We start from the raw sequence: 24470 nt of genomic DNA, 5'->3' as shown, positions 1-24470 counted from the left end.
GTTATAATAAAGTGCAAAAAGTGTTAGATGACTGCTATCAATCTAACACTTTTTTGCTGCGCCATTGTTGTCCGCTTCGGCTGTGCTTTCCGCTCAGCACAGTAACCCACAACCCTCTGCTTGCGCGCAGAATGCCCGCGTCTTACGCTGTGTGCGTTCTGAGCAGGAGTCACCGCCTATGCTACCAACAATTAATGCTCACTTCTAATTAAAGAATGAATAGCTAAGGTTTCGTTAATTGTACTAACACCTTTGCTACATTTTCATTTTTTAGAACCTAAACTAGCAAAATCATTTAACAGCTTCAAAGGTGATGGTTTGATTTCGGTCTGTAGGATATTGCTTATAACAATAATCCGATGAAATAACGATATCTTTAAAGCCAATTTGCATTAAAAGCCTTTTAAATTCTTGAATTCCATACCATTTTAAGGTAAAAATTTCAAATTCGCTTTCGATACATTTGCCTTCTTTCCATTTATCATAACGATGGTGGGTAGTTGTCGTTTGTTCAATATAATTGATTGCAGATTGTGTTATTTGCAATGTAATCAATTCATCTTGCTTATTTGTAAACGTTCGATATTGAGAGCTACCTTCATGAAAATCTGGTTGCAAAAATATATCGACTATCAATCTTCCATTTGGTTCTAAATGATGATAAAAATTAGATAGACTAGTCATAGCTTTTTCATCATCAGTAATTAATAAAAATGTTCCAGTAGGGATAATGATTGCTTCATAAAGTTGATCTGATTGGAATGTCTCCATATTTGCTTGATAAATAGTTGCTTCTTTCTGTGCCTTTTTTAGATTGCCTCGACAGTAGTCTAACATTTCCTCGGATAAATCAAAGCCTTCAATAGCAAAACCTTGTTCAAGTAAAGGAATTAAAATACGTCCTGTTCCAACAGCTGGTTCTAATATTTTTCCTTTGACATGCTGAAGTCTGTCGCTATAATATTCGACATCACCGAATGATGTGCCGATTGGTTTATCTAGGTTATAAACTTCTGCTGAAATCGAATGATAAGTATACATATTGTCCTCCAATTGTTGTTTACTTTTTATAGTATTATTACATAAATTTACCTAATTATTGTGTGAAACGCAAGATATGTTCAATAAAAGGAATGTCTACTACATTATTTACAGCGATATAATTTGCGAAAGCATTAAAAAATGTGTCTATCATTCGATTATTCGATACGATAGACACATTTTTAATTATATAGAAAGCTTTTCTGCCAAAAACGATGCCTTTGGCGTTAAGGTTTTATTTACTACCGTCGTCAATTAAATCAAGGCGACCAGTATTTGGATCAATAACTAAACCGTGAACAGGCACACTATCAACCATTAACGGGTGATTACGAATTGTATCGACACTTTTCTTCACGCTAGTCGCGACATCACCGAAACCGCGTAAGAAATCTTTTAAATCAATACCAGAGTACTCCATCATCTTAATGGTTTCTTCTTTAATACCTCGGTCTACCATTTGGTTAAGCATTGCATCTGGATCAACTGCGCTCATACCACAGTCATAATGCCCAACTACATACACCTCATCAGCTTGCAGTCCATAAACCGCAACGAGTAAACTACGCATTACTGCACCGAATGGGTGACTTACTAAAGCACCAGCACTTTTTACAATTTTTACATCGCCGTTTCTTAAGTTCATCGCTTTAGGTAATAGCTCTACAAGGCGAGTGTCCATACAAGATAAGACAACGATGCGCTTATCTGGGTACTTCGTTGTAATAAAAGGCTCATATTTTTTTTCTTGAACGAAATCTTCATTAAACTGTAAAATATCTTTTAACATTGTCATGAAAGTCTGCTCCCTTCCCTAATGAAATATTTTAGAGCAAAAATGTAAATATGCAAATAATAATGACAATATTCGCGCAATTTTTATGAAAAAAAAAGAAGTTTGGTAAATTATTTAGCGAATCTACTATGACATATTTATAAACGAAAAAAAAACAGCTACATAAAGTAGCTGTTTTTATATGATTAATATTTTTCTTTTGGTTGTGGATCTACAGTTACAGAAGATTTGCTATCTAAACCAACTTGTAGATAGTGGATAAAGAATCCCATAGAAATTAATAGTACGGCTGAAAAGCCAAGTACAGTTGTAATGAACATTATAAAAGCTCCTCTCTACTTAAATAATCTACTATATGAACTACTCTAATTATACAATAGGTTGCTAGGAAAATGTAAGGATAATTTATGACATCCATAAGATACCTAGCCTAGAATAATAGTAATAGGACTGACTATTTACTTAAAAGGCCCAGTTGCCATTGCGGAAAATTGGTTCGATTTGACCATCAGCAGCAATGCCGTCAATATCCATATTAGCACAGCCAATCATAAAGTCAACATGCGTTAAACTTTGATTTAGACCGTGAGACAGCAATTCTTTTGCTGACATTTCTTTACCACCTTCAATACAAAAGGAATAGGCATTGCCTATAGCTAAATGATTAGAGGCATTTTCATCGAATAATGTATTGTAAAATAATAATCCGGATTGTGAGATAGGCGATTGGTGGGGAACAAGTGCTATTTCCCCAAGATACTGTGCACCTTCGTCTGTTGCAACAAGGGATGCTAATATATCTTGTCCTTGCTGTGCTTGTATATCGACAATACGACCATCTTTAAATGTTAATGTAAACTGATCGATAATATTTCCACTATAGCTTAAAGGTTTTGTACTTGAGACAAAGCCATTGACACCTGTTTTGAGTGGGGCTGTAAAAACTTCTTCTGTTGGCATATTTGCCATAAATGCATTGCCATATATATTGACACTACTGCCACCTGTCCAAATATGCTTCTTTGGTAACTCAATCGTTAAATCTGTTCCGGGAGCTTGATAGCGCAAGAACTTGAATTGTTTCTTATTTAGATAGTCGGCTTTGTTATGTAACTGTTCGTTGTGAGTTTTCCAAGCATTAACCGGTTCATCTTGATCTGTGCGTGTAGCAGCAAAGATTGCTTCCCATAATGCTTCTACTTGCTGTTCTTCTGGTAGTTGAGGGAATACTTTGGCTGCCCATTGTTTAGAAGGAGCAGCAATAACTGTCCAGCTAAATTTATCTGCTCGCATCATAGTATAGTAGTTAGCGAGTGCTTGACCTGAGGCTTTTTGGAAAGTCATAATTTTTTCATGATCGATATCCTTTAAAAGGTCTGGGCTTTGTGAAACGATGCTTAAAAAGGCAGCACCTTGTTCTGCAAGCCATTCACGCTCTTGAATTTTCCATGGAGGATAAAAATCAAATGAGTCTTTTGGAGCTTTTTCATAACGTGTGCGCACAAGTCGATCATCTGATAAATCAACAAAAACCTGTTTTGCACCATTTTCATAAGCAATTTTAGTAATTATTTCAGCTAATTTTAAGTTATCGGTCGAACAACTCACATAAAGGAATTGATTTTTCTGGATATTTACTCCTATTTTCACGGCTAATTCGGCATATCTTAGTAATTTTGTGTCAAATGATAATAACAAATTCTTAACTCCTTTCGATAAAAGACAATTTCGTGTATTATTCTTAATTCAATATAATCAAATATGGTCGAAATGTGAATAAAAAGCATTTATTTCATCGAAAAATTAGTGAAATACATTTATACTATATAATATGTTTATTTAAAATATGGAAAATAGGACGAAAATAAGTAAGTATAGAAGATTTGGAGGTTCTAATATGGATTTATCGTCAGTAGTAGGGATAATTTTAGCGCTAGTTGCACTATTAACAGGGATGGTGTTAAAGGGAGTAAGTTTAAGTGCCTTTTACAATCCAGCGGCGATTTTAATTATCATCTTCGGTACAATATCTGCTGTAACAATTGCCTTTCCTATGAAGGAACTAAAGCGGGTACCAAAGCTATTTAAAATTCTTTTTAAAGAAACAAAACTAGCAGATGATATTGAAATTATTAAGATGTTTTCACAATGGGCCGATTTAGCACGTCGTGAAGGATTGTTAGCCTTAGAAAGTAAGGCTTCAGAAATTGAAGATCCATTTTTAAAAAATGGTCTTACATTAGCAATTGATGGTCAAAACGCAGATTATATCCGTGATGTATTAACGGAAGAAGTAGAAGCGATGGAAGAACGACATATAAGTGGTTCGGCTATTTTTACACAAGCAGGTACATATGCCCCGACATTAGGGGTACTCGGTGCGGTAGTAGGGTTAATCGCAGCATTAGGAAATATGAATGATATTGATAAGTTAGGTCATGCTATATCAGGTGCATTTATGGCAACATTATTAGGTATTTTTACAGGTTACGTGTTATGGCATCCATTTGCCAACAAGTTAAAACGTAAATCAGCAGTTGAAGTAAAGCAAAAACGTATAATGATTGAAGGCATTCTTTCTGTATTAGAAGGGGAAGCGCCACGTGTTATTGAACAAAAATTATCTTCTTATTTAACGATGGAAGAGCGTCGTCAAATTACGGGTGAAAGCGGGGCGGGCGGCCTTGGCAAAGAAAGCTAAGAAAAAAAAGCATGAAGATCATGTTGATGAGTCTTGGTTAGTACCATATGCTGATATTTTAACGTTATTACTGGCGTTATTTATCGTACTTTTTGCATCTAGTTCAGTTGACCAAGAAAAATTAGAGCGTATGTCGGCAGTGTTTAATCAAATATTTGATGGTGGGTCGAGCTTTTTAGAACAACCATCTCCAATGCAAACACCAGATGCAAAGAATGATGAAACACCACAACAGCCACAGCAAAACTCAGCGTATTTAAAGGATCAACAGGATTTAGCTGAAATTAAAGATAGTGTCGATAATTTTATTGCAGTCAATGAGATGGAAGGTCAATTCGCAACGGAAATGACAGATGAAGGTTTACTTGTTACTATTCGCGATAGCATTTTGTTTGATCCAGGACGAGCTACTATTAAACCTGAGTATAATAAAATTGCTAGTGAACTTGCAGGCGTATTAGTGTCTGACCCAGCACGTAGTATTGTCATTACTGGTCATACAGATAACGTACCGCAAACAGGTCCTGAGTTTGCTTCGAACTGGGAATTATCGGTAATGCGAGCAGTGAACTTTTTAAAAATTTTAGTGGATAGTAATTCAAAACTTGATCCGGTTTATTTTAGTGCAAAAGGGTATGGGGAATATAAAGCCATTGCACCGAATAATACGGCTGAAGGGCGCGCGAAAAATCGTCGTGTGGAAGTATTAATTCAACCACTTGTTGCTGAAGATGGCTCTGCTGCGAAAAATACGCAGTAGTCAAAAGAAAAAGCTATTAGCAAATGACTTAAAGGTCCTTGCTAATAGCTTTTTTAATGTAGAGAGGTAAGGTTATAGGGCATTGCTATTATTTGCGTAAAGAGCCCAATTCAGCAACGATAGCCTGCATTTCACTAGGGCTAAATGTGTCACGTTTCATAACCATTTCGTATAGATAGACTAAATCTTCATAATTTGCTTCATCAAAATTCTCTGATTTCATGGCATCTACATTGACCATGCGAAGCTTATCTTTCATTTGATCGACCATATAAATAACGTTTTCTTTTGACGATATAGATAAATCCATTCAATTAACCTACCTTTCATAATCCTAGCCAATATCATTTCATTGAATAAAAAAAATGTCAACACTGTAATTGGGCGTTGCTTTAAAAATAGACTGTAATTGGGTAGAATAAGGGCAGTAAGCTGTTTAATTATAAGAAAATAGGGAATAAACATTACACAAGCAGGGGGTATATAAAATATGGGACAAAGTAAATTATTAGCATCCATCGTCGTAGGTGCTGCTGTAGGTGCTGCATTAAGCATGTTTGATCGTACTACACGAGAGAAAACGGTCGCTACTACTAAAAAAATGAAGGAAGCAGTATCCTATTACGCATCGCATCGTAATGAACTACAAGATTTAATTGAGGAAAAGGTAATCGCAGCTAAAGTACTTTGTGATAGCGTATCAGAAAATGTCAATACAATAGCTGAGAAAGTCGATGAATTTAAAGAATTACCTTCCACTATTCAAGGCATGATTAGCGATACAAAAACAGCCTTTACCTCACCAGAAAAAGAATAGGCTGTAGTTCAAGGAGGGAATTAAATGGAAAAGAAAAAGGCATCCATACGTTCTTCATTTGCGGAAGTAAAAGCATTTTTTTCGCCAAATGAAGATATGGTAGATGTAATGACATCGAAAGGCTTTATCCAAGATTTAATGCTTCGCATACAACGCGTTGAAATATCGGCGCTTGGGGCGCAACTTGCTTATTTCTTTTTGCTATCTTTCTTCCCCCTACTCATTTTCCTTGTAACGCTATTGCCGTATTTAAATTTAGAAACAACGCAAGTGTATTCGTTTTTAGTTAATTTAATGCCTGATGAAGTATACAGGTTGATTGAAAGTACATTAAATGAAGTGCTAACGAACCGTAATAGCAGCCTATTATCAATTGGGGTACTTGGAACGATTTGGTCTGCGTCAAAAGGAATTAATGCGTTATTAAGAGCTTTAAATAAAGCGTACGATACCGAAAATAGGGTGAGCTTTATAGATCGAGGGCTCTCTCTTGTATTTACTTTAGCTTTAGTAATTGTAATAGCAGTGGCACTTTTATTACCTGTTTTTGGACAGCAAATTGGTCATTTTTTATTTTCAATCGTTAGTATTGAAGATGAGTTTGAATCCCTTTGGCGCAATATTCGCTGGTCGATGCCACCGTTGCTTATTTTTGTAGTGTTGATGGCAATTTACTGGTTAGTACCGAATACGACACCTCGATTGAAATTAATGGGTGTTTGGCCAGGCGCAATGTTTTCGACGCTCGCATGGTTGCTTGTGACATATGGTTTTTCTTTCTATATTAGTAATTTTGGAAACTATTCTGCTACATATGGTAGTATTGGTGGCGTTATTATATTAATGTTGTGGCTGTATTTTACAGGGATGATTTTAATTTTTGGTGGTGTCTTAAATGCCACGATGCAAAAGAGAGCATTGCTTAAAGCGGAAGGTGCTATTAAATAACTGTAAAAGTAGCTCAAAAGAGAAAAAGTGTTAGATTGACTGCAATCAATCTAACACTTTTTGCTATGCGTGGATATAGCTACAGTGGATGCTTCCGTGGGCACACCGTTGATTTCCGTTCCAGGCGCTCCCTTTCCGCAGGCACGGCTTCAACTAATTTTTGCAGCTGTCGCCGCAAAAATGGATTTTCAGCTCGTGCTGTTCCTGCTGGAGTGTCGCGCCTTCCACTCCAATCAACTAATCACGCATCGCAGAAAATTGTGTGAGTGACTGGCACTAGGGAGTCTTCTTAAAGTGCAAAAATCCACTTTGCTTTCCGCGGGCACGACGTAAGCCGCAACTCTCGCTAACGCGCGGAATGCCAGCGTCTTACGTTCTGTGCGTTCCCGCAGGGGTCTACGTGGATTTTTACTTAGTAAAATTGTGTGAGTGACTGGCACCCACATAGGCTAGCAGATACAAACTTTGCAATTGTAGTGAAGGGTTGCTCGACTCCTGCGGGACAAGCGTGAGACTTAAGACCCCGCACGTAGCGCAGTGGAGGAGGAGGCTTAAGCCACGCCCGCGGAAAGCGAGCAACCCGTAACGAAAATCAATGGCAATAGTTCATTTTTATGAATTGGATGACACTTTAAAAGGTGGTCTCGGTTTGAGACCACCTTTTTTATACATTTTTATTAAGCATTCGTAAGCCGTTTAAAATAACGAGAATTGTACTGCCTTCATGACCGATAACACCTAGTGGTAAATCGACAACTTGTAAAAAGTTAGAGGCAATCAATAAAACAATGATACCGATAGAGAAGAAGATATTTTGTTTCACGATTCGTTGCATTTTGCGAGAAAGACGAACCGCATAGGCAATTTTAGATAAATCATTTTTCATTAATACGACATCTGCTGTTTCTAAGGCAACATCTGTCCCTTCTCCCATTGCAATACCAGTAGTGGCTGTTGCTAATGCTGGTGCGTCATTGATACCGTCACCAACCATCCCTACGTATTTATGTTGATTGAGGAGGCGTTTCATTTCCGTCACTTTTGTTTCAGGAAGACATTCTGCCACATATTCAGTAACGCCTGCCTCTTTTGCGATCACTTTAGCCGTTTTCTCATTATCGCCAGTCAGCATAATGACATCAATTCCTAATTCTTTTAACAATGCGACAGCTTTTTTTGCTTCATCACGAACAGTATCTTTTAACGCAGCAAGTGCGACAACACCTTCTTTGTCACGTATGAAGATTACTGTTTTACCTTCAGCAGAAAGCTTTGATAATGCGTTATTTGCGAAGGTGTTAGCTTCTTCACTTCCAACAAAATCTGGTTTTCCTATTAGATACTCTGTTCCATTGACAAAGCCTTTCATGCCCCAACCAGGGATATCTTCAATCGTTGCTTGTGCAAACTGAGATATGTGTTGTGCTTTAGCATAGGTAGTAATCGCTTGTGCTAATGGATGGTTTGACTGTGCTTCAATACCTGCAAGAATAGCTAATGTTTCTTCTTGATTTAAGCCATCACGTACGATGAAGTCTGTAACGACTGGTTTACCTTGTGTTAAAGTTCCTGTTTTATCGACCGCTAATGCACGTAACGCACTTAAATGTTCGAGGTGTAAGCCACCTTTAAATAGTATCCCGTTTTTCGCGCCATTCGAAATAGCTGCTAATGTGGCAGGCATAATGGATGCAACTAGTGCACATGGAGATGCCACTACTAAAAGTACCATTGCTCGATAAAACGTAGTCGTCCAGTCCCAACCGATTAAAAAGTGAGGAAGGAACATCATAAGTGCAACAGATAGTAACACTAATTTTACATAAGTACCTTCAAATTTTTCGATAAATTGCTGTGAAGGTGATTTTTCACTTTGAGCATTTTGCACAAGCATAATAATTTTTTGGAATAATGTTTCGGAATTCGGTTTTGTCATTTCCATAGTAATCGCGCCATTTAAATTAACTGTCCCTGCAAATACTTCGTCACCTTCAAATTTGGCAATCGGTAATGGCTCACCACTAATAGCAGATTCATCGATAGAAGACTGTCCTTTAAAGATAATACCGTCCGCTGGGACACGTTCACCAGGTTTAATCAGTAAATGGTCTCCAATTTTTAGTGTTGAGACAGCGACTTTCATCGGTTCAAAACCGCCACGTACTAACCAAGCTTCCTCAGGTTGTAAATTCATGAGAGCAGAAATTTCACGATGACTTTTGTTCATTGCATATGTTTCTAAAGCGCCACTGACAGCAAAGATAAAAATAAGGATGGCTCCCTCTGTCCAATAGCCAATCGCTGCTGAGCCGATCGCAGCTAAAATCATTAGTAACTCTACATTTAATTTTTTTTCTTTTATTGTTTCTTCGATGCCTTCTTTTGCTTTTGCAAATCCTCCAACACAAAAAGCAACAATATATAAAAGAACTGAAGCCGTTGTTTGATCATTTGTATCTAAACGCCATGCAAGCAAAATAAATAAACCAGCCATGATAGCAGCAATTAGTTCTGCATGCACTTTGATATTCTCAATTAAACCAACATTTTCTCGATTAGAGTACTCCATCTAAATCCCCCCTGATAATGAAAATCAATATCAAAAACCTTATAAATTAAAGAAAAACAAGCGTTTCTGTAGTTGATAACCACTTTCATTCAAGTCCTTCTTAATTTAGAATTATTATAACAAAGCTGTTTGGAAAAAGAAAGGAATAAATTTAAAATAGAATAAAAAGTCCTTTGAAATATTTGGTTTAGAGGAGTTGCAAATCAATATACTGATAAAATAGTGAGCTTGTTCAAGAAAAAAGAGGGGTTTATATAGCGAAGAAAAAGACACAGTATATTCACTAGGAATATTCTGTGCCTTTATATTTTGTGTTCGTTAAAGGTAAATCTTTTCGTTAAAAATATGCTATTGGCTTAGAAAACTCTTTCTGCATGTAGGGCAAGTTTTTCTAGAGAAGATTTATCTACATCAGCGTGAAGCGAGTTACCGTGAGAGTCCATTGTTACTACAGCTGTGAACCCTTCAACGTTTAAATGCCACATAGCTTCTGGAATACCGAATTCCATTAAGTCTACACCATCTACACCTTTAATGCAGTCTGCGTAGTATTGAGCAGCACCACCGATTGCATTTAAGTAAACCCCACCGTGTTCACCTAAAGCAGCAAGTGTTTTTGGACCCATACCGCCTTTACCAATTACAGCACGGATACCAAATTTTTTCATGATATCGCCTTGATATGGCTCCTCACGGATAGAAGTAGTTGGACCAGCAGCTTTCACTGTCCAGTTACCTTCTTCATCTTTAGCCATTACAGGGCCACAGTGATAAATAACTTGTCCGTTCAGATCAACTGGTGCATCATGACTCATTAAGTGATGGTGAATTGCATCGCGACCAGTGTACATACGACCAGTAATAGATACAACGTCACCTACTTTAAGTGAACGAATTTGTTCTTCTGTAATAGGTGCAGTTAGTTCTACAACATTTGTAGAAGTCTCTTCTGTTGTTGCAGCAACTTCATCTTTAAATGTAATTTTTTCGCCTTCTTGATAGTGCCAGTTAATGATTTCGCCAGTTTCTGGATTAATATCAACTGCCATACGACGGTAAGCCCAGCAGTTATAGGCTACTGATACGTAGAATGATGCAGGAATACGGTGCATAACGCCAATTTTACAACCAAGTAAAGTTGCTTCACCGCCGAAGCCCATTGTTCCAATACCGAAAGTGTTAGCAGTTTTTACAACATATTCTTCTAATTTTGCAAGATCAGGATTTGCATTCGTATCTTCCACATGACGGAATAATTGCTCTTTTGCTAAATCATAACCAGAAGAGCGGTCGCCACCGATACCTACGCCGATGAAGCCTGCAGAACAGCCTTGACCTTGAGCTTGATATACAGAGTGTAGAATACATTTACGGATACCGTCTAAGTCACGACCAGCACGACCAAGACCTTCTAACTCACATGGTAAGCTGTATTGGATGTTTTTATTTTCACAGCCGCCACCTTTAAGAATTAATTTAATCGTAATATAGTCTTTTTCCCATTGCTCGAATTTCATAACTGGTAGTCCATCACCAAGGTTGTTGCCACTGTTTGCGCCAGTTAAAGAATCAACAGCATTTGGACGTAATTTTGCATCGGCTGTTGTATCGTTAATTGCTTTTTTGATTGCTTCTTTAATCTCTAATTGGTTTACACCTACAGGAGTGTAGATTTTAAATGTTGGTAGACCAGTATCTTGGCAGATTGGTGATACATTGTCTTCTGCCATAATAATATTATTAGAGATTGTTTCCAAACTCATTGCTGCACGAGTGCCTGCATTTTCAGCTTCTTTCGCTTTTTTAATGGCACGACGTACGTCTTTTGGTAAGTTTGTTGACGTTTCTGTAATTAAATCATATAGACTTTTCTCCAAAGTTTGAAGATTCATTTTGGTATTGCCCCCCATAGAAAATTTAATTATTTCCACGAACCATTATACTCTTTTCCACTAATGAAAAAAAGAGTGCATGTAATTGTAGTAGGAATTAGCGAATAACTATAGAATTCTAATGTTTCGTAATTTGCCATTAAATGTTTAAAGAGAGTAATTGCTTATCGGGAACATTTGTTCTATAATGGAATTAACTTTAATTCAAGGAGGATATTTCATGTCAGAAACAAATTCGTTGAAGTTACCAAAGGAAGTTGAACCATATCGAAATATAATAGAAGGAACAATGAGTCCTGTTGTTGTAATGGAAGCGCATGAAAAGGAAACGACTTTATTTGCAAGTAAATTAGCAGGGAATCCATATTTTCCACTGACTATGGAATATCCTAAAAATGAGGAACAACAACCATTAAAGCTTTTAGCACAAATTAATTTTGCGGATGTTCCTAAGCACGTGCCTCATTTACCAGAGCAGGGGATATTGCAGTTCTATATTGATGGTTATGATGATGTCTTAGGGATGGATTTCGATAATGGGAAAAATCAAGCGGGTTTTCGCGTTATTTTCCACGATACAATCATCGATGATGAATCGCAACTTGTGCAAGACTTCTCATTTATCGAAAATGAGGATGAAGAAATGTATTTTCCTGTAGAGAAAGAACTGGCATTAAGCTTTAAAGCAAAATTTGAACCTTTATCAATGGGTGATTTTCGAAGCGAGGAAAAGTACACAAGTCTCTTAGCGGTTATTGAAGAAAACGAAGAATTAGCAGATGTATTGTATGATGTATTATCTGGAGCTGGGCATAAAATAGGGGGATACCCTTTCTTTACACAGGATGATCCTAGAGCTTATGGCGATTATAACGATTCAACAACGTTGTTATTGCAAATAGATAGTGAAGGAGATCATATACTGTGGGGAGATTGCGGTGTTGGCAATTTCTTTATTACAGAAGAAGAGCTTAAAAATAAAGATTTTAGTCAGGTTGTTTATAATTGGGATTGTCATTAAAAAGCAAGCGGGCAAATTATTTGCTCGCTTGCTTTTGCGTGTCATTATTGTTCACGAGCGTTGAATTGCTCCATTTTCTCTTCTAAATCATCCATCATTTGAATTAGACGATCAATATCCTGTAATTCAGTCGTTTCTGGGTCGATGGCATCTAATACTTCTAAAAACATTTCAAGACGTTCTTTTAAGTAAGTTACTTGTTGCTCTTTATCAGTGATTGGCTTTGACATACATACACCTCATTTCGTCCCTTACATCGTAGCTGATTTAGGACTAAATTTCAATGCTTAGGTAAACACCTAGGACTTAGAGATTATTTTGAAAAATTAATAGACAGAATATTTACAATATTGATGTTGTATGTTAAAGTTGTTTTAAGAAATAGTAAAGGAGCTGATGGTACTAAACGGTGAACTCTAACTCGAAAAGGAGGGAGTTTAAACAAGTAATCGGCAAATAAAAAGCCGAAAATCGTGTTTATACAATTGAATGGAGATAAGTGTTAGTTAAGCCTTAGCGTAAAATCACATGTGGTGAGCGCTAAGGCTTTTTGGTATGCTGTTATGTGGAAGATGACTTGATGTTGGAGGAAAAAATGACTTACTTCTCAGATTACAGCAAAAAAAGGTTTGCAATCCTAGTGTTAATTGTATCTATATCAGGATTTTCACAAGGAATGCTACTGCCACTTATTTCTATTATTTTTGAACGTGACGGTGTATCCTCTGCATTAAATGGTTTAAATGCGACAGGTCTATACATAGGAACTTTATTAATCTCACCGTTTATCGAACAACCTTTACGAAGATGGGGCTACAAACCAATTATTTTAATAGGTGGTGCACTTGTATTTGTCTCACTCCTTGTATTTCCTTTATGGAAAAGTGTTACATTTTGGTTCGTGTTGCGTTTGCTGATAGGTGTAGGCGATCATGCGCTACATTATGCAACTCAAACATGGATTACAAGCACAGCCGATCATAAAAGTTTAGGTAAAGGTATGGCTATTTATGGTTTGTCTTTTAGTACGGGCTTTGCGGTAGGGCCATTGATGGTAAAGCTTATACAGATTGCTGAACCATTGCCTTTTATTGTGTCGTCGATTATGTGCTTATTTGCATGGTCATTTGTATTTTTATTACGCAACGAGAAGCCAGAGCGTCTAACTGGTGATATGAATGCAAGAGGATGGAAGCGCTATAAGGTGGCTATTGTATTTGGGTGGATTGCATTTTTAGGCCCTTTTGTTTACGGTTTTTTAGAATCGTCGTTAAATGCTTTATTTCCAGTATACGCCTTGCGTAAAGGCTTTGATGTTGATATCATTCCCATTATTTTATCAGTCTTTACTTTTGGAGGTATTTTAACGCAAGTTCCTCTTGGCGCACTGGGCGATAAAATTGGACGGCGAAACATCTTGATGACTGGAGCATTTGGGGGAGCTATCCTTTTTAGTGTGGCTAGTTTTTTAGAGCATTCACCATTAGCGGTAGCAATCGTATTTTTCTTCGCAGGTACATTGGTCGGTTCGATGTTTTCTCTTGGAATTACTTACATGGCGGATTTAACGCCGAAAGAACTGTTACCGACTGGCAACTTACTTTGTGGAATTGCCTTAAGTATCGGTAGTTTAACAGGACCGTTTTTAGGCGGGGTTTATTTAGAGTTTGTAAAAAATTATAGCTTCCTTTTACTTGTGTCGTTGCTCTTACTAACTGTGGCAATCGTTTTACTTGTATTCGGGAAACATAAAAATAAGCGACCAGTGACGGTTTAATGTCATGGTCGCTTTTATATGCAAAAATAAAAGAGCGGGGCTCATCTCCCGCTCATAAAACAAAAAACGCCCAGCAAATCCGTGCTGTAATGGCGTTTTTCGGTGTGACACGGATGTTTAAGTCCATGCCACGTAGGTTTGGCACCTAACAATATATTATACAGATAAGCTATTATAAAAGCAATGAGATAGTTGATAGATATATAAGGAATTAAATGGAATTCCCGCATAATGGGGGAGAATCCATTTGATCAATAGTGATACCCGCGAAATGGTGTGGAGTACCCGCGAAGTGGAGCGAAATATCCGCGAAATTAGAGTGAATACCCGCGGAGTGAAGTGAAATACCCGCGAAAGCAGAGTGAATACCCGCGGATGCAGGAAGTGATTTTGCGGAAGCGAGTGTGGAATAGGGGGAGAATTGATAATAGTAACAAGAATTAACTAGTAATTGGTGGTATTATGGTTAAAAGATTTAATTAAGAATAAGGAGGAGATTCCCCTGAAAATTATGCGTAACTCAGACCTTTTAAATGACAGTGAGATAATGGATTTATTAGATGATTCTCAAAGGACGATTAAATCTTTTAACAAAGAAGAACTTACAGAAACAGCTAGGGCTATATTAAGAGAATCGTTAGAAAAATCCATAGAAATATATAAACAAAATAAAGATTTTGGAAGTGTTGAAACCTTTAGCATTATATTGTGTAATTTTGAGAGCTTAAAATTTTATTTAGAGTTTGATCATGAAAATGCTATTGCATATTCTTTTGAATGTAATAAAGAGACTGAGCATTATGCTTTAAAAGATAGTGGTTTTTTTACCTTGTTAAAATAAAAAGAAACTCTAAAAGTAAAAATAATGCTAACAATTTTGATATTTTACATAGTAGAGAGTAAAAAATACGACAATCTAGGAAAACTGCATGATAAGTTTCTTTCCAGCGTTGATTTCTGAAGAGGATTAGGAACCTAGAGGAGAGATTATCTATACAAGAGGCAGTCTACACCTACCTTCTGAAGTTGTAGTTTTAAGGAGTGAAATCATTTTTTGTATACGGGAAAGGAGAGTTGATTCTTTGGGGGAGACTTGAATTCTGCACAAGAAGCTCTTTTTCTTATTTAAAATAAAAGAGCATCTCAAAAAACTTTGAGACGCTCTAACTGTTTATTTTCTTAACGCAAGCTTTGCAATACACGCAACTTGCATGTTTTTACAACATAGATTTAAGCTATGATAAAAACGTCCAATCTATAGTAATATTAACGCTGGAAACTCCTCGTTATTCCAAACGAATGTGGCTAACTGAGAGACTGTTTTCTATCTCATCATAATTTTTTAATTCGAAGATGCTGCTAAAGTGACTGGAGAATATGCATCACCTTACTAGGTTCTATGCGTTTTTTATAGTCTGCTTCGGCGCTAGCAAAACGGATAATGCCTGCTTTATCAATTACATAAGTAGCTGGTACTGGAAGTTCCCAAGAATGATCACCATTAAATGTTTCGAGTGAAATATCAAGCGATCTGTAGATAGGATATACATATTCAGGTAATTTAAATTTAAGATTATATTGTTCTGCTGTTTTATTGTGCAAGTCGCTTAAAACATGAAAATTTAATTCGTTCTTTTCTTGTACAGATGCAGAATAGTTTGGAGTTTGAGGGCTAACTGCAATCAATTGGCCCCCAATTGCCTTAATGTCATCATTCATTCGCTGGTATGCTTTCAACTCAAGGTTACAGAATGGACACCATGTACCGCGGTAAAATATCAGAACAACAGGCCCTTTCAAAAGTTCTTCAGACAAAGTTATCTTTTGACCTGTAGAATCCACTAAAGTGAAGTCAGGCGCTTTGACTCCAGCTCTTAAACCCCTACCGGAATCAGATGTACGTAAATCCTGAATCGATTTTTCGAATGCATCCAGCACTTCCTTTGGGAGCACCTTTTCCATATGTGTAGCTGCTATTTCTAAATCTCTTTGCAATTTTTGAAATGGCGTGTTTTCCATTATGTCATCTCCGTATCGTATTATATTTTGTATGTAGTTATACGATACATCTTTTTCTAGAAGGAAGATGTAATGTTGTTTACAACTCATTTTGAAAATCTCTTTGCTACTTGATACGCTCCAGCATTTTTCAGTCTAAGAAATGTTTCTCTCCAAAAGCTTTCCGATGGATATAGATTGTTTTAAATCCTGTCTTAATGACTTCTTCTTTAACAAGTTCTTGTAAAACCACAGTTACAGCTTCTCTAGTTGCACCAACTAAATTGGCGATTTCTTGATGCGAAAGAGGAAAATCTATTTTGTAATACTCATTATCACCCGTAAGTCCAAACTGATCAGATAGTTTAATAAGCGCATATAAAACTTTGTCATGTAGTTTCCCAAGAGCTAGATTTTGCGTTAACTGACTCATACCGATAACTCGATTACTAAGTACTTTTAACAATGTCATCATAAATTGAGGCCGCTGAATTAAAAAATTTTCAAATCTTTCCTTATTCATCAAACATATATGGCTTTCCTCTATCGTTTCAATAAAATTCTCTCGGGTACCAAATGATATGATATCCATTTCTCCAAATACATTACCTTCGTTGAGTATATCCGAAGTAAATTGCTTACCTTGAGCATTTACCTTATACAGGCGCAACTTCCCCTTTTTAACAAAGTAAAGCCCCTCCGAAAAAGTTTCTGGTGTTTGAATAAAAGTGTTTTTCGGAAAAGTCGTTATTAATGTTAATTGTTCCATTTCTATTAAATCTTCCATCGAGAGCGAATTAAGCAGATTAAATTGCGATAAGTATTGAATGTTATCCATTTTTCCTCCTTATAATTGCATGGGCTCTACAAGACTATAACACATGAAATCAATCGACAATCGTGACAGTACCTCAGCTTAAGCAGAACTGTAAAAAAACGCAGTCTACAAAATGTAGACTACGCTTAATCAAGATCAACAAAATTTTAAAAGTATATCATTTTCGATGTTCCGCTTTAAGAACCAAGGAGCAAACGCACTCCACTTGGGCAGTTTGTGCGAACATGTCAACGGGCTGAATATATTCCACATCATAAAGTTTTGATAATTCCTGTAAATCTTTAGCCAGTGTAGAGGGGTTACAAGAAGTATAGACAAAACGTTTTGGCTTTAGTTTTAGAACAGTGCGAATAAATTCTGGAGCAAGGCCTGTGCGCGGCGGATCGACAGTAATCACATCCGGCGTAAAGCCTTCTTTGCGCCATTTCGCTAAAACACTTTCGGCAGTGCCCACCGCGTATTTCGTATGTTTAAAACCATGCTTGCGTGCATTAGTTCGAGCATCTTGAATGCTTTCTGGAATAACATCCATACCACGAACTTCTTTTGCTTGATCAGCTAGCCATAAACCAATTGTTCCTACACCACAGTAAGCATCAACAACCGTTTCTTTACCTGTTAATGCCGCTGCTTTTTTAATTTCATTGTATAAATGTACGGTTTGCGTTGGATTCAATTGAAAGAACGCGCGAGCCGAAAGGTCAAATGCTAATTCCCCAAGTTCCTCATGAATTGTTTCCTTGCCGTCTAGTACAATCGTTTCATCACCGAAAATTAGTGAAGTTTTTTCACGATTAATATTTTGTGCAATTGATACAATACTTGGGTCGATTTTTTTAATGCGTGTTATAAGCTCAGCAAGGTGGGGGATTTCTTTGCGTGTCGTTACAAGCACGACTTGCGTTTCACCTGTACGAATCCCCGTACGTACAACAATCGTACGCACTAAACCATCGAGCGTACGACCATCGTAAATTGTAATATTTAATTTTTGTAAAATTTTACGTGTTGCTACTGTAATTTTCGATGTGATTGGATGTTGTACAAGACAATCATTAATATTCAGTAGCTTGTTGCTGCCTTCAGTAAAAAGACCTGCATAAACACGTTTGCCTTCTTTGCGTACTTGGAACTGGCTTTTATTGCGATAATGCCATGGGTTATCCATACCCAGTGTATGGCGAACTTCTACAGATGCAGCTAACGGCTTAGCATAGCGTTCTAAAGCTTGCATCACAATATCGCGTTTTTCAAGAAGTTGTTTTTCATATGTCATATGTTGAAGTTGACAACCGCCGCATTCATTGTAAACAGGGCAAGGTGCTTCCTGACGATACGGCGATGCTTTACGAATCGCCAGTATGTCAGCCTCTGCGAAATTTCGTTGTGTTTTTGTGACTTGGGCAGTAATTTCTTCTCCTGGTATAGCGCCTTTTACGAAGACAACGTTGCGTTTATAAAAGCCCACGCCTTCCCCATTAATACCAAGTCTCTTTATCGTTAATGGGAATTTTTGTCCCACTTCCATCGTTGTTTGTTGCGTCAAGCGATCCACGTCCTTTAACTTTGTACAGCACGTAGTTACTGATAACATGCTGATATCATCTCCCCATTATAACTAAGGAGTGGACGATTGCATAGTGACAGGGAAATCTTCATACTCCAATACTAAATCATCGAGCGATAAAAATGTATAGCCTTGCTTTTTCGCTTCGGCAATAAATAAAGGAAGTGCTTCTGCATTATCTTGCGCTACGGTATGCATTAAAATGACTGCACCAGGGTGAAGTTGTTCCATCAATGCATTATACGCATAATCTGCTCCACGACGTTCATCCTTTAGCCAATCTTTAAAAGCGACAGACCAGAAAATATGACGGTAGCCTTCAGCATTGCCGACTTCCAACAACTTCGCATTAAAAATGCCTTCTGGTGGGCGGGCATATGTTGTACGGTCAATACCGGTTAATTCACGTAATTTCCCATCAAATTTACGCCATTCTGCACGCATACCATCTCTCGTTAACCTAGCCATATTGGGATGACCATAGGAATGGTTGCCGATAGTATGACCATCTTGTACCATACGTTTAACAAGGTCACTAGCACTTTCTAAATAATGACCGGTTAAGAAGAAAGTTGCTGGCGCTTTTTCTTTTTCTAACGTATCCAATATACTTTCAGTAAAGCCATTTTCGTATCCATTATCGAATGTTAAGTAAACAACTTTTTTATCGGGTTTTCCTTTATAAATTGCTCCATATTGGTCGAGTAGCTTGTCAAGTTGTGCTCCTGCTTGTGCTGGTTCGCCATTCTGTGCTTTTTTAATGCCCCAATGATATTCATCTGAGCCTGAAGCAAAGTATGGATTAAAGCTAATTGCTGCGGCAATAATAAATGTAGCAATTACCGCACCTACAATATGTTGTTTCCACATAAAAAACGCATCCTTTCCTTTTCGTTTAGGATGCGTTACTTTTTAAAATTTATCCTACTTCAAGTCGCACTTTGCACACGGATTTTATAATAAATTTTCAAGTGCTTCTTGTAAATGTGGGAATTGAAATTCGAAGTTGTGCGCTTGTAAAACTGTTGGTAATACATGCTGGCCTTCTAAGACAAGCATACTTTGTTCGCCAAGAGCTAAACGCATGGCAAAACTCGGGACTGGCAACCAATGACGGCGATTCATTACCTGTGCGATAGTTTGTCCGAATTCCTTCATGCGTGTAGCATAAGGAGCTGTGACATTAAATGGTCCGCTGATGGACGCATTTGTAATTGCAAAATAAAGGGCACGTGCCACATCCTCGATATGGACCCATGATAGCCATTGCTCACCCGAACCAATCGTTCCGCCTATATGCAATTTATAAGGCAATAGCATGGAAGGCAACGCGCCATTGTCACGACCTAAAATAACGCCAAAGCGTGCGAGTGCTACACGAACGCCTAGTTTTTCAGCTCGCAAAGCATGGCGTTCCCAATCATGAACGGTCCATCCTAAAAAATCAGTTGCATAATCCTTAAAATTTTCACTATAGGTTGTCGCTATGGAAGGTGGATAAATGCCAACTGCACTGGCATTTACAAGTACTTCAGGCGTTTTATCTAGTTCCTCTATAATCCGAACGATTTCTAATGTAGCATCCATCCGACTCGTATAAATCGCCTTCTTTTGTTTTTTTGTCCAACGGCCGTCATTTAGTGATACACCAGCCAAATTAACGAATGCATCAATATTGTCTAATTCTTTTTCTGGTCGTGCGCCATCTTGTAGCCATTGGACATAATGAATGCCATTTTCGTATTTAGAATTGCTGCGTGACAAGACAAATAGTTCATGGCCTTGCTCTTGTAACAATTTGGTTAGCGCTTTCCCGACAAAACCAGTACCGCCCGCAATAACGATTTTCATAAGAACCCCTCCTTTTTCCAAATAGATGTAACTCAACTATACACAAAGATAGAAAAAAAGAAAAAGATGTTATAATGTTTAGGCAAAGGAGTGGTTTCATATGCGTGTTATTACAAAAATTGCACGTCAAAAAAACAATCCAGAACGTTATAATATATATTTGAACGAGGAATACGCTTTCCCAGTAGATGAGGCAATTCTCATACAATTTGGTTTGACAAAAGGGAAGGTACTCGAAGATTTTGATATTCAGGAAATTGCCTATGAAGATGAAATTCGTAAGGCGTTTAATAAAGGGCTGAATTATTTATCCTATCAAATGCGAAGTGAGCATGAGGTGAAGAAAAAGTTAAGCTCACTAGAGTTCGGCGAAGCAGTCATATTAGAAGCTATCCAAAAGTTAAAATCATATGGCTTTTTAAATGATGAATCTTATTCAAAAGCATTGCTAAACACCAAAAAAGCTACCATGAAAAAAGGCCCGCGAGCTATTCGACAAGATCTTATGAAAAAGGGAATCGATAAAAGTTTGCAAGATGAAGTACTGGAAACATTTAGCCATGAGGAACAAGTAAAGCTTGCCACACAGCTTGCTGAAAAAGTAATTCGTTCTGAAAAAAAGAAAACACCATCGCAAATAAAGGCCAAAATTCAAGATTTTTTAATGCGAAAAGGGTATTCATTTACTATTGTAGATGAAGTACTCGGACAGATAGAAATCGAACAAGCAGAAGATGAATGGCAGGCATTGCTTGATGCACAAGGCGAAAAAGTTTGGAAAAAGTATGCCGCGAAGTATACTGGTTATGAATTAAAAATGAAAACGAAGCAGGCGCTTTATCAAAAGGGATTTCCTGTAGAAATTATAGATCGTTTTATTGAAGAGAAGGAGAATGAAGAATGAATGACAAAAACTATGCTGCAATGACAGAGCATGAATTACGTGAAGAAGTAGCTAAGCTTAAAGAAAAGGCTCGCAAAGCGGAACAACTAGGCATACTCAATGAATTTGCAGTTTACGAACGTAAAGCTTTAATGGCAGCAGCTTATTTAGTCGATTTAGATACGATTGTTCCAGGGGAAATGTACCGCATTGATGGCTCTGATAACAACTTTTTCCAAGTGGATTATTTAAAAGGACGATTTGCTTGGGGGCATCGTCTTGGCGGCGATAAGTATCAGGAAGCATTACCTGTTTCTATATTATCACCAATAAAGGTGGGCAAGTAAATGCAAGAAAAAATTGACAAACTAACAACAGAATTACTGGCAAAAAACCCTGAAATGTCTGTAGGTCGTGCGCGAGTTTGGGTGGAGCTTCTTTGGAGTGATTTTGAATCCTCGTCTGCCAAAGCGGGCTACAATTACCGAGGAGCTGACTATACTGAAACGTTAGTGCGCCAATTAATCGTTAGCTATGGTGATAAGCTTCATCTATTTGCAGGGCGCAATCCTAAATACGCTCATTTACTGGATACAAGTGACGATATCGTACAATAAATCGAAAACGGAATAGGTTAAAAAAGAAAAATAAAGCCGGTGTTCCTTAGTAGGATACCCCGGCTTTATTAGCTTTGTGTAGACTCTTTAATTGCTAGCGCCAATTTGTAATTTCTTCTGAAGTTTATCTTCGGTGAAAATCCAACCAGTGTAAGAGGTAATGATTTCATCGGCATCGTTTAAATGAGCGACTGCAACGAAAGGATAGCGATTGTCACTACGGTAACGAAGATCAATTAACCTTACTTCTGTTAAGCCGTTTTCAAGCTCTGAAATTTCCCATCGATATAATGGTGAGAATGACACAAAGGCATCGAGATTCGGGTCTTTCATAGCAGCTTCAACAGTCGGTGTTTTCGGTAATGGTTTGATTTCAAATTTATCGTAAATATTAACTGTTCGCCCATACGCACGGCCAACATAGTAATGCGTTTTAGATTTTGCAGCGATGCGCCAGTGAAAAAATCGCATTGTAGGAGCTACAATAACATAATCTTCATCCTGTATGGTATTATGAACGGCTCTTTTAACCGCTTTTTGCACAGCAAATCGTAAAATATAATAGACGATAATAATGCCATACATGACGCTAAATGTCCAAACTGGATTTGCCCCAAATGCCCATAGTAATATACCAAGGCAATGGAGAGTGAATATTATCGGATCGAATGTATTAATAACACCAAGTGCAACCCATTTTCTAGAGAATGGACGAATGGCCTGTGTTCCATATGCATTAAAAATATCAACGAAAACGTGAATGGCTACTGCAAGAAATGTCCAAAGCCATAAATGCAACACATTCGCGTCTTGAATAATTAGTGATAGCACGATTGTAATTAAAATTGGCCAGATGACTACAGCTGGAATTGAATGGGTGATACCGCGATGATGTCGAATATAAATCGCATTATTGCGAAGCTTTAAGACCGTATCAACATCAGGTGCTTGTGAGCCGATAATGGTACCAGCCATAACGGCGGTAAAGGTCATTGAATGATTTGCAACTACTGGGTCAGCTAAAGCGAGACCTCCGAGTGCTATGCCCATAACGAAATGTGTACCTGAATCCAAAATTATCCACTCCTAGCATGCGTGAAAAAGGCGTACAATGCATACATGTATATTTCAATATTGGTATCGTATTGCTTTATACAGTTTACCTTTCTATCGCTAAGTATTCATTCACATAATACGGTAAATGATACCGTATTAAAAATACGTTTTTGTCATATTATGCGAATTAGCTTTTCTTAATTGTATACCCTTTTTATCATAAATTAAATCGTAAAAACACGGGAGGTCACTGTGAATTATCCATATGTAACAGAATTTCGACAATCTTTAGTCGAATGGTTCGAAAAAGAAAAACGAGATTTACCATGGAGGCATACAAAGGACCCTTATAAAATTTGGGTGTCTGAGGTCATGCTACAGCAAACACGAGTTGACACAGTAATTCCTTATTATAATCGCTTTATGGAAAGCTTTCCAACGCTAGAATTATTAGCAGAGGCACCACAGGAATATTTATTAAAGCATTGGGAAGGCCTCGGTTATTACTCACGAGCACGGAATTTACAAGCAGGTGTGCGTGAGGTATTAGAAAGTTACGGGGGAATTGTACCTGATAACCGGCATGAAATTTCAAAACTAAAAGGAATTGGTCCTTATACTGCAGGAGCTATATTAAGTATTGCCTATAATAAGCCCGAGCATGCAGTTGATGGTAATGTTATGCGTGTTTTAAGTCGTGTCCTTAATATCCATGATGATATTGCACTTCCAAAAACGAAGAAGATTTTTGAAGCGGCTGTTGAAGAACTAATTGATTCTGAAAATGCATCTTCTTTTAATCAAGGCTTAATGGAACTTGGGGCGCTTATTTGTTCCCCAACTTCACCAAAGTGTTTATTATGTCCCGTCCGAGAATACTGTACAGCTTTTAACGAGGGTGAACCCGAAAATCTGCCTATTAAATCTAAAAAAGTAAAGATGAAGCATATTTCATATGATGTCTTTGTTTGTGAGGATGAAGATGGACGGATATTGATGGAACAGCGTCCAGAAGAAGGATTACTCGCGAATATGTGGCAGTTTCCAATGGTGGAACAAGAAGATGATTCTTTGATAAAATGTGCTCACCATCATGAATTAAATGTCCAAGCACACCAGCCAATTTTAACATTTAAGCATATCTTCTCTCATTTAACTTGGCATGTGAATGCTTATTATATGAAGTGTAAAACAGCTGAGAAGGGTGAATGGCTGACACGTGAGCAAATAGAATTATTACCGATGCCTGTACCTATGCTGAAGATATGGCAAGCGATTAAATAGTGGAAATGAAAATTTAAAAAATTAAGAGCATAAAAGTAATCACCTCTGTACACA

Annotated in this window: 25 protein-coding genes; 11 read left to right on the top strand and 14 right to left on the bottom strand. The window is 37.5% G+C overall.

Annotated features, from left to right (window positions below; translation table 11 throughout):
- Window positions 1-291 precede the first annotated feature (291 nt).
- From I5435_RS19875 to I5435_RS19860, 4 genes are all read right to left on the bottom strand, one after another.
- The gene (locus tag I5435_RS19875; RefSeq protein ID WP_024364526.1) at window positions 292-1041 is read right to left on the bottom strand and encodes a class I SAM-dependent methyltransferase; all 750 of its coding nucleotides are present in this window, start codon (window positions 1039-1041) and stop codon (window positions 292-294) included.
- Between the two features lie 235 nt (window positions 1042-1276).
- Entirely contained in the window at window positions 1277-1837 is a 561-nt protein-coding gene (locus tag I5435_RS19870) for a beta-class carbonic anhydrase (protein ID WP_024364527.1), read from the bottom strand.
- 185 nt (window positions 1838-2022) lie between these two features.
- Window positions 2023-2157, bottom strand: coding sequence for a hypothetical protein (locus I5435_RS19865; protein WP_255313775.1), 135 nt, complete (start codon window positions 2155-2157; stop codon window positions 2023-2025).
- Window positions 2158-2299: 142 nt separating this feature from the next.
- Window positions 2300-3535 carry an aminopeptidase gene (locus I5435_RS19860; RefSeq protein ID WP_337982853.1) on the bottom strand — a complete coding sequence of 412 codons (1236 nt, stop codon included), beginning with the start codon at window positions 3533-3535 and terminating at the stop codon, window positions 2300-2302.
- A 199-nt stretch (window positions 3536-3734) separates the two neighbouring features.
- Between I5435_RS19860 and motA the strand changes: the two genes are divergently transcribed.
- Window positions 3735-4538, top strand: a complete 804-nt coding sequence (gene motA, locus I5435_RS19855) for a flagellar motor stator protein MotA (RefSeq protein WP_337982852.1) — start codon at window positions 3735-3737, stop codon at window positions 4536-4538.
- Complete coding sequence (gene motB, locus I5435_RS19850) at window positions 4522-5298, top strand: flagellar motor protein MotB (RefSeq protein ID WP_025220618.1); 777 nt, start codon at window positions 4522-4524, stop codon at window positions 5296-5298. Before motA ends, motB begins: the two co-directional genes overlap by 17 nt.
- An 88-nt stretch (window positions 5299-5386) precedes the next feature.
- Here the strand turns inward: motB and I5435_RS19845 are convergent, their stop codons facing one another.
- Window positions 5387-5608, bottom strand: coding sequence for a DUF1128 domain-containing protein (locus I5435_RS19845; protein ID WP_024364531.1), 222 nt, complete (start codon window positions 5606-5608; stop codon window positions 5387-5389).
- Window positions 5609-5788: 180 nt separating this feature from the next.
- On the opposite strand from I5435_RS19845, the gene I5435_RS19840 reads away from it, so the two are divergent.
- Together I5435_RS19840 and I5435_RS19835 are read left to right on the top strand one after the other, a co-directional pair.
- Window positions 5789-6115, top strand: a complete 327-nt coding sequence (locus tag I5435_RS19840) for a YtxH domain-containing protein (RefSeq protein WP_024364532.1) — start codon at window positions 5789-5791, stop codon at window positions 6113-6115.
- Window positions 6116-6139: 24 nt separating this feature from the next.
- Window positions 6140-7063 carry a YihY/virulence factor BrkB family protein gene (locus I5435_RS19835; RefSeq protein WP_024364533.1) on the top strand — a complete coding sequence of 308 codons (924 nt, stop codon included), beginning with the start codon at window positions 6140-6142 and terminating at the stop codon, window positions 7061-7063.
- Between the two features lie 664 nt (window positions 7064-7727).
- Here the strand turns inward: I5435_RS19835 and I5435_RS19830 are convergent.
- Together I5435_RS19830 and I5435_RS19825 are read right to left on the bottom strand one after the other, a co-directional pair.
- On the bottom strand, window positions 7728-9632 hold the full coding sequence (locus tag I5435_RS19830) for a heavy metal translocating P-type ATPase (protein ID WP_337982851.1): 1905 nt from the start codon (window positions 9630-9632) through the stop codon (window positions 7728-7730).
- 356 nt (window positions 9633-9988) lie between these two features.
- Window positions 9989-11524 carry a fumarate hydratase gene (locus I5435_RS19825; protein WP_024364535.1) on the bottom strand — a complete coding sequence of 512 codons (1536 nt, stop codon included), beginning with the start codon at window positions 11522-11524 and terminating at the stop codon, window positions 9989-9991.
- Between the two features lie 220 nt (window positions 11525-11744).
- Here I5435_RS19825 and I5435_RS19820 point away from each other — a divergent pair, with 220 nt between their 5' ends.
- Window positions 11745-12545 carry a YwqG family protein gene (locus tag I5435_RS19820; RefSeq protein ID WP_108031114.1) on the top strand — a complete coding sequence of 267 codons (801 nt, stop codon included), beginning with the start codon at window positions 11745-11747 and terminating at the stop codon, window positions 12543-12545.
- A gap of 44 nt (window positions 12546-12589) precedes the next feature.
- Here I5435_RS19820 and I5435_RS19815 read toward each other — a convergent pair whose 3' ends face one another.
- Window positions 12590-12775, bottom strand: coding sequence for an SE1561 family protein (locus I5435_RS19815; protein ID WP_024364537.1), 186 nt, complete (start codon window positions 12773-12775; stop codon window positions 12590-12592).
- A 365-nt stretch (window positions 12776-13140) separates the two neighbouring features.
- On the opposite strand from I5435_RS19815, the gene I5435_RS19810 reads away from it, so the two are divergent.
- Both I5435_RS19810 and I5435_RS19805 read left to right on the top strand, forming a co-directional pair.
- Entirely contained in the window at window positions 13141-14322 is a 1182-nt protein-coding gene (locus I5435_RS19810; protein ID WP_108031144.1) for an MFS transporter, read from the top strand.
- Window positions 14323-14773: 451 nt separating this feature from the next.
- Window positions 14774-15163, top strand: coding sequence for a hypothetical protein (locus tag I5435_RS19805; RefSeq protein ID WP_337982850.1), 390 nt, complete (start codon window positions 14774-14776; stop codon window positions 15161-15163).
- A gap of 518 nt (window positions 15164-15681) precedes the next feature.
- Here the strand turns inward: I5435_RS19805 and I5435_RS19800 are convergent.
- From I5435_RS19800 to I5435_RS19780, 5 genes are all read right to left on the bottom strand, one after another.
- Window positions 15682-16341, bottom strand: coding sequence for a peroxiredoxin-like family protein (locus I5435_RS19800; protein ID WP_024364541.1), 660 nt, complete (start codon window positions 16339-16341; stop codon window positions 15682-15684).
- A gap of 130 nt (window positions 16342-16471) precedes the next feature.
- Entirely contained in the window at window positions 16472-17158 is a 687-nt protein-coding gene (locus I5435_RS19795; protein ID WP_024364542.1) for a Crp/Fnr family transcriptional regulator, read from the bottom strand.
- A gap of 157 nt (window positions 17159-17315) precedes the next feature.
- A complete protein-coding gene (gene rlmD / locus I5435_RS19790) occupies window positions 17316-18704 on the bottom strand; it encodes a 23S rRNA (uracil(1939)-C(5))-methyltransferase RlmD (protein WP_024364543.1) in 1389 nt (462 codons plus the stop codon).
- 72 nt (window positions 18705-18776) lie between these two features.
- Window positions 18777-19595: a polysaccharide deacetylase family protein gene (locus I5435_RS19785; protein WP_029747431.1), complete on the bottom strand. Its 819-nt coding sequence runs from the start codon at window positions 19593-19595 to the stop codon at window positions 18777-18779.
- Between the two features lie 84 nt (window positions 19596-19679).
- A complete protein-coding gene (locus I5435_RS19780) occupies window positions 19680-20576 on the bottom strand; it encodes a TIGR01777 family oxidoreductase (RefSeq protein ID WP_024364544.1) in 897 nt (298 codons plus the stop codon).
- A gap of 100 nt (window positions 20577-20676) precedes the next feature.
- Between I5435_RS19780 and recX the strand changes: the two genes are divergently transcribed.
- From recX to I5435_RS19765, 3 genes are read left to right on the top strand one after another with little or no spacing between them, the layout of a single operon-like run.
- The gene (gene recX / locus I5435_RS19775; protein ID WP_337982849.1) at window positions 20677-21480 is read left to right on the top strand and encodes a recombination regulator RecX; all 804 of its coding nucleotides are present in this window, start codon (window positions 20677-20679) and stop codon (window positions 21478-21480) included.
- Window positions 21477-21806: a YfhH family protein gene (locus I5435_RS19770; protein ID WP_024364546.1), complete on the top strand. Its 330-nt coding sequence runs from the start codon at window positions 21477-21479 to the stop codon at window positions 21804-21806. Before recX ends, I5435_RS19770 begins: the two co-directional genes overlap by 4 nt.
- Window positions 21807-22076 (top strand): YfhJ family protein, encoded by a 270-nt coding sequence (locus tag I5435_RS19765; protein WP_024364547.1) that lies wholly within the window; start codon window positions 21807-21809, stop codon window positions 22074-22076.
- Window positions 22077-22163: 87 nt separating this feature from the next.
- Here I5435_RS19765 and I5435_RS19760 read toward each other — a convergent pair whose 3' ends face one another.
- Entirely contained in the window at window positions 22164-23150 is a 987-nt protein-coding gene (locus I5435_RS19760; protein ID WP_024364548.1) for a metal-dependent hydrolase, read from the bottom strand.
- Between the two features lie 234 nt (window positions 23151-23384).
- Here I5435_RS19760 and mutY point away from each other — a divergent pair, with 234 nt between their 5' ends.
- Window positions 23385-24416 carry an A/G-specific adenine glycosylase gene (gene mutY / locus I5435_RS19755; protein WP_337982848.1) on the top strand — a complete coding sequence of 344 codons (1032 nt, stop codon included), beginning with the start codon at window positions 23385-23387 and terminating at the stop codon, window positions 24414-24416.
- Window positions 24417-24470 lie beyond the last annotated feature (54 nt).

The sequence above is a fragment of the Lysinibacillus sp. C5.1 genome, assembly GCF_016350185.1.
Taxonomy (GTDB): domain Bacteria; phylum Bacillota; class Bacilli; order Bacillales_A; family Planococcaceae; genus Lysinibacillus; species Lysinibacillus sphaericus.
The sequence above is the reverse complement of the archived record's forward strand: the minus strand, read 5'-3'. Positions and strand labels throughout refer to the sequence as shown.